The sequence below is a fragment of the Pseudanabaena sp. FACHB-2040 genome, from assembly GCF_014696715.1.
Classification (GTDB): domain Bacteria; phylum Cyanobacteriota; class Cyanobacteriia; order Phormidesmidales; family Phormidesmidaceae; genus JACVSF01.
The window spans coordinates 156208-168383 of sequence record NZ_JACJQO010000002.1; the positions used below are offsets into that span (position 1 = coordinate 156208).

General features: G+C 51.5%; 12 protein-coding genes, 1 tRNA gene, 1 pseudogene and 1 riboswitch. Of the genes and pseudogenes, 8 read left to right on the forward strand and 6 right to left on the reverse strand.

The features are described 5' to 3' along the window. Positions 1 to 245 precede the first annotated feature (245 nt). Positions 246 to 1850 carry a ribosomal protection-like ABC-F family protein gene (gene abc-f, locus H6G13_RS02525; RefSeq protein ID WP_190481592.1) on the forward strand — a complete coding sequence of 535 codons (1605 nt, stop codon included), beginning with the start codon at positions 246 to 248 and terminating at the stop codon, positions 1848 to 1850. 62 nt (positions 1851 to 1912) lie between these two features. Continuing rightward, the gene (locus H6G13_RS02530; RefSeq protein WP_190481593.1) at positions 1913 to 2329 is read left to right on the forward strand and encodes a hypothetical protein; all 417 of its coding nucleotides are present in this window, start codon (positions 1913 to 1915) and stop codon (positions 2327 to 2329) included. Positions 2330 to 2352: 23 nt separating this feature from the next. On the opposite strand, the gene H6G13_RS02535 is transcribed toward H6G13_RS02530, so the two are convergent. Beyond that, positions 2353 to 3573 (reverse strand): serine hydrolase, encoded by a 1221-nt coding sequence (locus H6G13_RS02535; protein WP_190481594.1) that lies wholly within the window; start codon positions 3571 to 3573, stop codon positions 2353 to 2355. A 226-nt stretch (positions 3574 to 3799) separates the two neighbouring features. Further along, positions 3800 to 3894: riboswitch (Glutamine riboswitch) on the forward strand. A 44-nt stretch (positions 3895 to 3938) separates the two neighbouring features. Between H6G13_RS02535 and H6G13_RS02540 the strand changes: the two genes are divergently transcribed. Next, a complete protein-coding gene (locus H6G13_RS02540; RefSeq protein WP_190481595.1) occupies positions 3939 to 4394 on the forward strand; it encodes a DUF4278 domain-containing protein in 456 nt (151 codons plus the stop codon). Positions 4395 to 4491: 97 nt separating this feature from the next. On the opposite strand, the gene H6G13_RS02545 is transcribed toward H6G13_RS02540, so the two are convergent. After that, a complete protein-coding gene (locus tag H6G13_RS02545; protein ID WP_190481596.1) occupies positions 4492 to 5706 on the reverse strand; it encodes a glycosyltransferase family 2 protein in 1215 nt (404 codons plus the stop codon). Between the two features lie 380 nt (positions 5707 to 6086). Between H6G13_RS02545 and H6G13_RS02550 the strand changes: the two are divergent. Beyond that, positions 6087 to 6508: pseudogene (locus tag H6G13_RS02550) on the forward strand (acetamidase); the annotation flags it as partial. Positions 6509 to 6678: 170 nt separating this feature from the next. Beyond that, positions 6679 to 7395: a hypothetical protein gene (locus H6G13_RS02555; RefSeq protein WP_190481598.1), complete on the forward strand. Its 717-nt coding sequence runs from the start codon at positions 6679 to 6681 to the stop codon at positions 7393 to 7395. A 38-nt stretch (positions 7396 to 7433) separates the two neighbouring features. Here H6G13_RS02555 and H6G13_RS02560 read toward each other — a convergent pair whose 3' ends face one another. Next, a complete protein-coding gene (locus H6G13_RS02560; protein WP_190481599.1) occupies positions 7434 to 8339 on the reverse strand; it encodes a LysR family transcriptional regulator in 906 nt (301 codons plus the stop codon). Between the two features lie 485 nt (positions 8340 to 8824). Between H6G13_RS02560 and H6G13_RS02565 the strand changes: the two genes are divergently transcribed. Then, positions 8825 to 8980, forward strand: coding sequence for a hypothetical protein (locus H6G13_RS02565; protein WP_190481600.1), 156 nt, complete (start codon positions 8825 to 8827; stop codon positions 8978 to 8980). 244 nt (positions 8981 to 9224) lie between these two features. Beyond that, a complete protein-coding gene (locus H6G13_RS02570; protein WP_190481601.1) occupies positions 9225 to 9479 on the forward strand; it encodes a DUF1816 domain-containing protein in 255 nt (84 codons plus the stop codon). Between the two features lie 110 nt (positions 9480 to 9589). Here H6G13_RS02570 and H6G13_RS02575 read toward each other — a convergent pair. After that, positions 9590 to 9663 (reverse strand) — tRNA-Arg (locus H6G13_RS02575). Positions 9664 to 9725: 62 nt separating this feature from the next. Beyond that, positions 9726 to 10484 carry an SDR family oxidoreductase gene (locus H6G13_RS02580; RefSeq protein ID WP_190481602.1) on the reverse strand — a complete coding sequence of 253 codons (759 nt, stop codon included), beginning with the start codon at positions 10482 to 10484 and terminating at the stop codon, positions 9726 to 9728. 185 nt (positions 10485 to 10669) lie between these two features. Here H6G13_RS02580 and pdxH point away from each other — a divergent pair, with 185 nt between their 5' ends. Then, a complete protein-coding gene (gene pdxH, locus H6G13_RS02585) occupies positions 10670 to 11305 on the forward strand; it encodes a pyridoxamine 5'-phosphate oxidase (RefSeq protein ID WP_190481603.1) in 636 nt (211 codons plus the stop codon). On the opposite strand, the gene H6G13_RS02590 is transcribed toward pdxH, so the two are convergent. Next, positions 11286 to 12068 (reverse strand): DUF6875 domain-containing protein, encoded by a 783-nt coding sequence (locus H6G13_RS02590; protein ID WP_347277423.1) that lies wholly within the window; start codon positions 12066 to 12068, stop codon positions 11286 to 11288. The genes pdxH and H6G13_RS02590 overlap by 20 nt on opposite strands. Between the last annotated feature and the right edge of the window lie 108 nt (positions 12069 to 12176).

A 12176-nucleotide genomic window follows, 5' to 3' on the forward strand; every position in this document is an offset into this window, starting at 1 on the left:
TTTTGCGCTGAGCTTAATTGGCTTTGAGGGGATAAGTAGGAGAAAGGCCTAATTTCTCGTTTCTTGGAATTGCCGTATTTTTAATGTAGTATATTATGTAGCATTAGTTTTTGAGTTTTCAAACCAGCCATGAGCCTGATCTCTGCATAGCCTGGCTAAACGTGCCTGAGAGTTTCAAATGACGGAGCTTAGCTGCTCCGCGCAAGCTTCATTCACTCTAATTTCATAGCTATAAGGAGGTCTTGATGCCCCGGCAGCCCTACATATTGGCTGACGGCTTGGCCTACGAATTGCCGCCCGACCGCACCCTTTTTAAGCATGTGCAGGTCAGCCTTTCGGCGAGCGATCGCATTGCCTTAGTCGGCGCAAATGGCGTCGGTAAATCAACGCTGCTGCAGATTTTGGCAGGGCAGGTTGCGCCTACTACTGGTTCAGTGCAGCGCCACGGCCTAGTATATTACCTGCCCCAAATCAGCACGATCCGGCAGCACATTAAAGAAGACACAGTTCTGAACTTTCTAACGAGTTGTTCTGAGGAATGGTGGACTATTGCCAATCTGCTAGAAACCCAGTTCAACATGTCCCTAGATTTATCTCTGCCCCTTTCTAAACTCAGTGGTGGCGAGCTGACTAAGCTCTTCCTATCCGTCGGCCTGGCCCGTCAGCCCAATGTGCTGCTGCTAGATGAGCCGACAAACCATCTAGACTATGCTGCGCTGGAGGAACTTCGGCAATTTTTGACGCAATTTAAGGATGCGTTTTTGATTGTTTCGCACAAGCCGTTTTTTCTAGATCAGGTGGTTGATACTGTTTGGGAGTTGGGCCCTGAAGGGATCACGATCTACGGCGGCAATTTCTCTGCCTACCGGCAGCAGCGGCAGGCGGCGCTAGAGGCGCAGGTGCGATCGCACGAGGTTGCTCAGAAGACTCTAAAACGGGCTAAGACCAGCGCCCTGCAGGAGCAGCAGCGAGCGGCCCAGTCTCGCCGCAGCGGGCAACTCAAGGCAGGCAGTATGCCCAAAGTTGTAGCTGGAGCCCTGCAGCGAAAAGCCGAAGTCACTGCCGGAGCGCTCAAGCAAAAGCACGAAGCAGCTATTGCAGCAGCTACCCAAAAAGTGGCTGAAACTAAAGTCAGAACCCACCGGACATCGAGCATCCAGCTAGAGGAAAGCAGTCTCAAGCACAGACATTTGCTTGAGATTCAGGGAGCCGACCTGAACGTAGGCGATAGAGTGCTGTTGCGACAGATTCAACTGCACCTAGCAGCGGGGGATCGAGTTGCGATCGCAGGCGCGAACGGCTGCGGCAAATCGAGTTTGGCTAAGGCTATCTTGAACTGCTACCAGCCAAGCAGCGAAGCTTCTTTGATAGTGGGCGAGATCTTGCTAGCGCCTCAGATCAAGAGCGTGTACCTCGATCAAGCCTACGACTTGGTCAACCACGACCTTACGCTATTAGAGAATATGCAGTCAGTTAACCCCGATCTCGACTATCAACTCATTCGCCAGCAGCTAGGGCATTTTCTTTTCTTTAATCAGGAGGTCTACAAATCAGCTTCAGTTTTGAGTGGCGGTGAGTTGGCTAGATTGGCTCTAGCCATGATCAGCATTTCTGCTATTGATTTGCTGATTTTAGATGAGCCGACCAATAACCTAGACATCGGCACAGTCGATCAGATGGTAGATGCTCTTAATGATTATCAGGGAGCTCTCCTAGTCATCTCCCACGACCTGGATTTTCTCAGCCGGATCAACATTGGCAGCGCCTTTCAGGTGAAGGGGCAGACCCTGCAAAGGATGACGTATTTACCCAATGAGCCAGACCTCTACCACCATGAGTTGGCTCCCTGAGGTTGGCCCCTTGCAGCTACCTTTACAATGGGGCTGCAGGAATAGTGGCAGGGTTTACGGCTATGAATCGCTCGTGGGGAATCGGTCTGATTGCCTGGGTCCAGTTCTTTATCAGCGGGCTTTCTTTAATTACCGGAGCGCTACTGATTTTGCTACTGACGGGCCAGGTTGAGCTATTCTCGGCTGACCTGACCCGGCTCTCACCGTTCTTTAAGGGCTTGGTGGTTGCCGGGTTTCTCATCAGCATTTTGGGTATGGTGTCTGCCGTTGGGCTGTATCAGCTAAAGCGGTGGGGCTGGGTTGGGTCTCTGCTATTTCAGGGCCTGTGCCTGCTGAACAATGGACTGGCGCTGCTCGGGGGGCAGGCTCCCTCTTTTGGTGTGTATTTCTCAGCGACGCTATGTACGGCTATTATTGCTGGGCTCTGTCAGCCCAGCATTCGCTCTGTGGTCTTGCCTCAGCAATCTGAGGTGCTGTAACTGTCAGTTCAAACCAACTGCATTTAAGGGGTACTTTGCAACCTCGCCAAAATGCCGCTGTAGAGCCGAGACAGGGCAGTTTCATCGAGGCTTTGGGTAGAGCTGTTCCAAGTAGCAGAGACGCAGTAGGAAGTGCCGCTGTGCGATCGCACCCAACTAGTCAAATTCAGCACCCCCGGTTCTGAGCCGCCTTTGAATGAGATCGCATCCCAGTCCTGCGGGTTAGCCACTCCTGGATTAACCTGCATCAGCGGCAGTTCGGCAACCTGAGCCATCAAAGCACACAGTTCTTGGGCTGAGAAAAACCACTCCACATCCAGCGCTACCGGATTTCCGGCAAACACACTGGCATCGGGCAGAGGCGCAGTTGCTAGTTCTTCCAGCAGTGCCCGCTGGTCGGCTTCATTACCCGCCCGAAACCGAGACAAAAGCAAGGCATTCTGCGGATTCTTCAGCGCAAAAAAATCACGGGTAGTCAGAAAGGGGTGGTTGCGCGGGCTGAGAACCTCGATCGGCTGACGCCCCACGGTGTGAATCAGCGCATCGGTAGCCGTATTGTCGCTGAGAGAGATCATCAGGGTAGCGAGTGTTTCTACAGTCAAAGCAGTGCCATCGGGCCAGTCCTGCAGCAGACCGCTGGGCAAACTTTTCCAGCCTGGTTGCAGAGTTACAACCTCATCCCAACGATGACGGCCCTGCTCAATCTCGCCCTGGAGTGCCGCTAAAACAGCCAATTTGAAGGCAGAACCGACGGCCAACGGCTGCTCGGCGTTAACATTAGCCAACTCTCGCTCCGCTTGTAGCACCAGCAGGCTTGCCTCCCCCGGAAAGGAACGGACGGCTGCGATCGCATCCTCTAATGCCACCGGAATCTCGGGAGGTGCAAAGTAGAGCGCGGTGATTTGTCCCTGAGCATTAAGGGAAATTTGCGATCGCACCCGGCCCTGTTCAAACTGCAGCTCAAACCCATCTGGACCTGGGCGAATTTCCTGCAACTCCCCCAGTGACTGCTTTAGATCATCCAGTAGTGGTTGAATGCCTGCAAGAGGTACCTGCCTAAGAAAGGACTCCGCAAACCAACCAGACTGAGCTTGAGACTCGACAAATAGGCGTTCTAGGGCTTGCTGAGGCGATTGCTGGGGTAGCATGGGCTGCTGTCGAGCCAAAGAATTGGGCGTTGTTGGCGCGGCTACAGCCGGCAGCGGCAGCAGCAGTAGTACGAAAATTAGAACAAAAGCAAGCATTTCAAATCGAGGGCTACAGCTAGATAGGGTCAAAAATAGCATCTGCCCAAGAAACCAGCCTAGTAATCCAACCAAGCTCAAGCGGGGTAAGCCTTCCCTAGGTTGGAGAAGAACGCAAAGAAGCGACTTTAAGGAGGACAGATTAGCAGCGCCAGTGAGTCACAAATTCTTAACATTTTCAGCGGTATTTTTTGAAAATCGTAGTGTATTATACAGAAGTAAGCAAATCGTTCATCTCTTAACTGTCGCAGCTATAGATCGAAGCTAAAGACGCGCTCAAGAGACGGAAGTAGGGGTCTGATCCCCCCGAAGGAACGCGCCCCAATGCACGGATCAATACGTTTGATTCTTTTGGAGGCGACATCATGCAACTTTCTTATCGTGGCGTTAAGTACGAATACACCCCTCCCGTCGTAGCAGCAAAATCGACGGATGAAACGGGCACGTTCCGAGGTGTAGATATCCGGTTCCGCACCATTGCCAAGGCTCCTGTGCAGCAGTCCACTCTGGACCTAATGTATCGGGGTGTTGGCTATCGAACAGGTGAAACGGCTGCTCCTGTAGCACAACCTGTGACAGCGCCTGCTGCGATCGCAGCGCCTGCCGCCCCTGTCGCAACCCGCACAACTGAAGACCGAGCTCGAATGATGCTGATCAACCATCACCGGTTGGTGAAGCGCCGTCAGCAGTCCATGCTAAGCCGGAGCGCGACCGAAGCCGGAATGCCCGCCGATGCCTCCCGCTACTGGAATCACATCCAGGGCAAAGTGCATCCTAGCTTCTGGGCTACCTACGATCGCGGTCATGCCTCTGCCAGCTAAGCCTGGGGTGAAACTTTATCTTTCAGCAAAACTAGTTAGCCATCGCTAATCCTAAGCCTGGGTCCAATGACCTAGGCTTTTTTCATGGCTGTCCAGATTACGCAGCCTTTAAGGGCCGACCCCGCCAAGTCCAGCCCCAGCCGGTCTTGGTTTTGATGACAGAGACAAGGGCAATAGCTATTACCAAAATGCCGCCCACTGCGCTCAACCACCAGTAGCGTATGGGGACGCTGACCCGCCGATGACCAGTAATGCGCAGCAGCCAGTAAAGCAGCAGAGTCACCGCAGTTAAGCCATAGAGGCTAAGGGTGGGATAATAGGCGACCGCAATAGCGTTGATCTGTGGCAGGCTCAGGAGCAAACTAGCGAGTAGGCCGACCCAGGGCATGACAAACACCATGCCAATTGCAAAGGCCGAAAGGAGCGTCAGCGGCAGATTTTCCTGAGTTCCTAAGTAGTAATTTTTTGTCCAGCCCTCCCACAAGGCACCAAAAGACGAGTACATTCGCAGGTCAATCAGATCAACTCCCAGGACATAGCGCAGAGTTAACCCCTTAGCGCGGATTTGACGCGCTAACTCAACATCTTCTACAACCTGATCATGGACGGCGGCATGGCCACCAATGGTTTCATAGGCCGTTCGCCGAAAGAGCATGAAAGGTCCAGCGGCAAAGGCATCTTCTAAACGCTTAGAAGTGTTAATCGCCTCAAAGTCAAAGTTGATTGCGATCGCACTCATCATGATCGGCTGAACTAGCCACTCCGAAAAGCAGCTGCACTCAATCTTGGGCGCGCAGCTCAGCAGATCGGTTTTGTAAGTTTGGGCTTCGGCAAGAGCAGCAGATATAGCTCCTGGCGTGAGCCGCACGTCAGCATCTAGAAACAGTAGGTAATCAGTTTCGGCAAACTGAACAGCGTGGGCGCAGGCCCAGTTCTTGCCGCGCCAAATTTCATCGCTGGGGCGAGGTGGGCCGGTGAGAGCGCTGACGTTGGCATGTTCCTCTGCCAGTGCTTGGGCGATCTTGCCTGTATCGTCTGTGGACTGGTCATCGGCAATCCAAATCTTAAAGTGAGTTGCTGCGGGCAGTTCTGTCGTCAGCGCTGCCTCAACACAGGCCCGCAAATTGCCCGCCTCGTTATAAGCCGGAATGATCAGGGCCAGCGACAGGTCAGGGTTAGGCAGACTTGCTGTAGGCTGCAAGCGCGGCGCGGATTTTAGGGATCGCAGTAGAAGGGCGTAGAAGGCTGCGATCGCAATCAGCGAAATCAGCAGCAGCCCATCTAGAACGAGAATAAAGTTAGACAAAACCATTGGTAAATACGAGCCTGGGTAAACGCGAGGTGCAGCACCGCCCCATGACACCCTGCTACTTTGATCGGGGACGATTTCTAGCCTGGTTCCCTGAGTTGCCTCTCCGCAAGTGCCTTAAGAATTACTTGCGCCTGTATTTGAAGCCGGCCAGTTAAGTCCGCGATTTCAAATAATCCCAGCAGAGCAGCCGACCCGAACCAATCTCTGCGAATATTTCCCAAAATACAATCTTGGGCCATCCCCCTCGTAAGATAGCCGCACTTATGTGTGTTCCTTTAGGTGTAGGAGTAGATCAATGCCCATCGAGACGCTAACTCACCACGCCGATGTCTTAGAAGTCAAAATCTTAGACCGATTCTCATGCCTCTCAGGGAGATACCGATTCTCATGCCTCTCAGGGAGATTCTGAACTGGCAGGAACCGATACTGAAACCTCATTAGCCGGCAAAATCCAGTAACTGTTCACAAGCAGGTCGATCTGCCCGGCACCATTTTGGAAGACCTGTATTACCCGTTGCTAGAAACAGACGATGAGTTTATCGTTCATGGCTTTAGCTACGCCAACTATCTTGAAGAGCTAGGTGAAACTTCCCAGCGAGATATCTATGGGCAGTCTTCCATGGACAAAGCTATGCGCGATGCCTTTCGCAAGATGCATCATTTTCTAATGACTACCCAAGGAATGTCTAAGGATGAAGCAATTTCCCTCATGTCTGTAGCCGCTGACTTTGGTGTGACTCAAATTGTAGACGGCAACTGGGGCGTTCATGGAGTAATCAAAAAGAACATTATGCCAGGTTAAGAATGCCGCCTCGAACGGCAAATTCCTCTATTCTGGATATACGCAATCGCTAGTCGTTGATGAAAAGAAGGGATGTAGGCTGTGATTCTAAAGAGGTTTCCCTGCCTATACCCCATTCACATCTCAACCAAAATTGCCGCAGTACAAAAATGTTAAAGAGGAAACTGCGCGTGGGACGCATCGAAAAATCTCAAGGGAAATCTCAGCTGCACTCCCTGGCCTGGTCCGTTGCTTGGGTTAGTGGGGCCATTATCAGCGGCTTTGCGCCACTCGCTGCAAAAGCGGCTGAGCCAGGCGCTCAAACCGCCATTCCCGCTGTTTGGCAAAGAGCCACTCCAGCAGATCAAAACCAAATTTGGGAGTTTATCTTAAATAGTCCACTGGGTATTGCAGCCCTCAATCAGCTGGCTATTGAAGGGTTTATCAACCCTACCTGCCAAAAGACCCTCTACACCCATGCTGAATACGGCAGCTTCCAAAGTCTATTGCAGGTTGAGTGCCCAACTCATCGGGGTATTTCTACAGCCCGTTCCTATGGGGAAATGCGGGTCACCTTTAATCGATTTGAAGACACCATTCTTGATTTTAAGGTGGAACGGATTTACGAAGACGACGAGGCAGATCTGCCCAGTACCGTTGCTCAAGCAATTGTGCAAACAGCAGCCCAGCAGCTTGAAGTTGAGCCTGCAACACTACAGGTAATTCAGGCAGAAGAACGCACCTGGACAGACGGTTGCTTTGGCCTAGGGGGACCCGCAGAACTTTGCTTGGCGGCCCTGGTTGAGGGGTGGCGCGTGGTAATTTCTGACGGCGATCAGAACTGGGTCTTTCGCACGAACGCTGAGGGTAATCAGGCGCGGCTCGAAGAAGCCGTCTCAACACCTTAGCCAAAGCGTGTCGCCATGCATTGCTGTGTAAGGACTGCCTACTGAAGCCGATGAGCCGCATTTTTAAGCAGGTCGAGAAAGGCATAGGCCGCTGGAGTCAGCAGCGCTTCCTTTAAAGCAGCAATGCAAATCACTCGATGCATGGGCACTGGCAATTGGTAAACCTTGACCCCCGTAGGGATAGGCTCGGCTGCAAGTCGGGGGCTGAGGGCAGCGCCTAATCCCTTAGCCACCATGTTCATAATTGTCGCGTCTGATCGGATTTGATAGGTTGGCCGCAGGCTAATCCCGTGCTTTTCACAGTGGGCATACATCATGGCGTCACAGCTATCACCGTCTGGGGCCATGATCAGCGGGTACGCGGCTAGCTCTGCCCAAGCCAGTTGGTCAGTTTGGGGTTCAAAATCAGGGGGAAAGAGTGCCACAATCTCGTCTCTCATCAGGTCCCAAGTCTCAAACTCAGCGCTGGTAGGCAGATAGGTGATGCCAAGATCGGCTCGGCCTTTACGCAGGTCTTCTTCAACGTCAGGACGGTCATCATAGTCAGCAATGCTGACAGCGATCGCAGGGTAAAGGCGGCAAAATTCAGCAATCACTTCAGGCAAGATGTGAGTTGCGGCACTGCGAAATGAAGAGATGCGCACGTGCCCACCGCTCAATCCCCTAGCTAGATTGGCCTGCTTGAACATCTCCTCTAGCAGGTAGCTTACCTGTCGGGCGCGATCTACAATCTGCTCTCCCACCGGAGTCAGCTGCGCCCCAAAGCGACCCCGCAACAGCAAAACTACGCCCAGATCTTGTTCTAGGCTTGCGATCGCATAGCTGACTGCCGACTGAGACACCTGCAGCTGCAGGGCTGCTTCACTAAAGCTGCTGCAGTCTGCCACTGTGATTAAAACCTGCAGTTGAAACAGCTTGAGCTGATGGTGACGGCCATAACCCATAGCAGTAACCTGAGCAACGCCTGAATTGTCGCAGAAACAAACGACCGAGGAAACCTTTACCTATCAATTCCATTGATGGATGTAATGCACTCTGCCTCTTGCCGCTCTTAGGCAGGCGCACTTAGAGTGTGCCTGTCTGTCTCAAACTCTTTAATCTCGGCGTCATTTATAGGCATTAACTAGGAGTTGCAACTGATGAAACCTTCAATGAATAGATCGGAATATCAGAGGCTAGAACTCATTGTTCCGCCTAAATGGGACTACAAAGTTAGGAAATTAATATCGAAATTGCTGATAGTCACAGGGCGTTTTTTCAAACAGCGGCTGTTTGCGTGCCAAGAAACTCGAGTTTGGCGAACCGGTGACGAGGAGGGAAATATTTGGTGGAGTGCCTACGATCCTGTCTTGGATTGCTTTATTGATCGGCTCTCGGAAGAGCAAATGCGGAACTGGCTTGAGCAGAGGCATCTCAACTCTGACGCTGAGTGATTACGACGATTGAATTTCCAACTTGGGAGGGTTCAGAGTGGAGGTGCGATCGCAAAGCCCCTCAACCCAGCATTTCGCTGATCGGGCAGAAAGCGGCTCATTTGCTCACGACCCAGATCCCACCACCCATCGCAGAACCGACCGCAGCATAGATGCTGTTTGCTTTCGAGCTAAACATAAAGTTGCAACCATGCGAGTGGCACTGCTGACTTAAAAAATAATTGACAACTATCAAGAACAAATGTTTTTCTTGATTCTATTTCACAAAATAAAAGGCTTAATTGTTAATTGTGGGGCAACACATCGATACTTTCCTATATTGTTCACTGCCAATTTAGTTAAATCAGCGATTAAGAAGATTAAGGAAACACCTTTTACTTAAACATGGAGAGAAAGATGAACAGCACAGCAGATTACTTCCCCCAATTCGGTACCGGAACTTGGTGGGTTGAAATCACCACCTTTAAGCCGCCTTGCACCTATTATTTTGGCCCATTCTACAGCTACCGAGAAGCCGAACTGCACAGCCCTGGTTATATCGAGGACTTGGTTAAAGAAGGAACGGGAGAAATGCTTTCTTTAATCAAATGCTGTAACCCAACAGAGTTGACGGTTTCACTTGAAGAAACAAATCAGACAGTTCCAGTCTGACTACTCGTATCCCCCGTAAACTTTCTCTCATCGTCAAAAAATCTGGCGAATCCGGAAATATTCCGACCTACCATAGGGCTGAAACCCCCGAATTCACTGAGTTTGACTAACGGGACTGGCGGGATTCGAACCCTCGACCTGCCGCTTAGGAGGCGGCCGCTCTATCCAGCTGAGCTACAGCCCCAGGTTTACTGCGATTGTACACCGGGATTTTGCCAAGAGGGCAGTTTTTTGTGCCGCTCTAAGTTAGTGAAAGTAGGAGGCTCCATTGACGTCAAAGGTAGCTCCGGTGGCATGGGGAGCTAGCCCAGCAGCCAGAAAGGCAATTAGGTTGGCAATATCGTGGGGGTCAGCAGGCACACCGATGGGAATGTCGCGGGTGACGTACTCTGCCCCGCGCTCCTGCATCACTTCCTCAATGCGATCAGTGCGAACGAAACCGGGTGCGATCGCATAAGCCAGCACCCCATCTTGAGCAAAGCCCCGAGCAATCGTGCGCGTGAGGCTAATAATGCCGCCCTTAGAAGCAGCGTAGGGCATAAACTCAGGAGCATCGCCGCGAAAAGCGGCACGGCTAGCTAGGTTGATCAAAATGCCTCCTGGCCCAGCCTGAAAATGGCGAATGGCCTCGCGGCAGAGGTCAGCGACAGCGACCAGATTGACCTGCAGCGTATTCTGCCAAGCGGTTGACCAGATATCCCAGTCAGCGTTAACGGCAGCAGCCGGCATGGTAGCGGCATTGTTGACTAGAACATCGATACGACCGTGAACTGCGATCGCATCTTCCCACAGCGACTCCGCAATACCTGGAAGAGAGAGATCTGCCTGCAGCAGGTGAGTGCGATCGGGCTCCAAATTCGCTATTACAGCCTCAGCTTCCGTCTGGCCCTGCCCATAGTGCAAGATGATCGATCCGCCAGCTTGATGCAGTACTTTTGCCGTAACTGCCCCAATGCCGCGTGAGGCCCCAGTAATGAGAATAACTTTACCGCTTAAATCAATCATGCCGAAAGTTCACCCGTCATAGAGAGCACCTAGACCAGGAGCACTCTCCCAGTATGCCTGGCTAAGAAGCAGCTGTGAAAAGAGAAAATATAGCCCCAGCAACGTTAAATTGTATGAAGACCTTGTCTTCATACTGCTGTTCTTAGCTTTGCCGTAAAAGTGATTGATCTGAGGCAATTGATCTTATGGATGTGGGAGCGCTACGCCGGGAGTACACCCAAAAAGGGCTGACACGAGAAGATCTGGCAGCAGATCCTTTTGACCAGTTTGACCTGTGGTTCAAGCAGGCGTGCGATGCCGAGTTGCTAGAGCCCAACGCTATAGTACTTTCTACTGTTTCGCCAGAGGGCTATCCCTTTCAACGAACGGTGCTCCTGAAGTACTTTGACCGCAGTGGGTTCGTCTTTTTTACTAACTACAGCAGCCGCAAAGCCCAGCACATTGAGGAAAACCCTCACGTTTCGATTCTGTTTCCTTGGTACCCTCTGGAGCGGCAGCTAACCATCTTAGGCACCGTCACCAAAGTCTCAGCAGCAGAGTCTTTCAAGTACTTTTCCTCTCGTCCTAGGGGCAGCCAGATCGGAGCCTGGGTCTCGCAGCAGAGCAGCGTGATTTCCTCGCGGCAGCTGCTGGAGATGCAGTTCGAGAAGATCAAAGAGAAGTTTCTCAACCAGGAGATCCCGCTACCAGACTTTTGGGGCGGTTATCGAATTGTGCCGACCAGCTTTGAATTTTGGCAGGGCCGACCCAGTCGACTGCACGATCGGTTCTTGTACGAGAAAGGTGAGACGGCATGGGAGACTAAGCGGCTGTCCCCTTAGTAAATAGCCTTCTATAGGCTGCCGCTAATCGAGCAAAAGGGCACTTACTTGCTGGCTGTCTGAGCTGAGTAGAAAGTGGTTCGATTCGACTTTGAGCTAACATCAAAGCCGTTTGAGCATGCCGCAGTTTTTGTTCCTCAAGTCCTGCACCTAAGCGGTTTAAATAAGCCTTCAGGTAGCAGGCTCGAACCTGAGGATCATCGGTTAGCCGGTCTAGAAAAGGTAAATCAGACTCTACCATAAAGCGAATTGCGAGCATAGGAAGGGGGCTTTGCAAAGGGCGAAACTGAGCGTTGTGTAGGCCAGGAGTTTGATTCCACTCATGGAATTCTCCAATCATCAAGCCTTCCTCTACAAAGAAGGGCTTCAACCTCTGCTGAATTTCATCAATCAGGCTAGCCTCTTCCTCTTTTTCTAAATCGGGAAAGATCAGCATAATTGCTTTATATACTGCCATCTCTCCTCGATTAGGCTGCAGCTCCAGAAAAACATTTCGGTACTGTTGAACGATGGCTTCGATCTGTGACGCGTTCAAGTCTTTAGTCCGAACCACGGCTAATCGAATAGCATCTAGCTTCAAAGCACGGGGTAAAAAAGGGCAAACTGGGCCTGATCTTCCTAGTTGAGGATGAGGTCTGGCTAGGAATTGTTTGGTCCAAGCAGCAGTTTTCTTCAAAGAGGGCAAGTCATTGCCCTGAAGATTACGGAGATCAGAAAGAGTATAAATTTGGGGTGTACAAGTTTGAGTTGAATATATCTGCATCAGCTTGGATGTCCTCTAAACCCTTTAGACAAGACTTTCTGAATCATTGCAAAGCCCTTCTGCTAGCTCTTCTGAGCAGAAACAGAGCCCCATACGTTTTGAGAAATC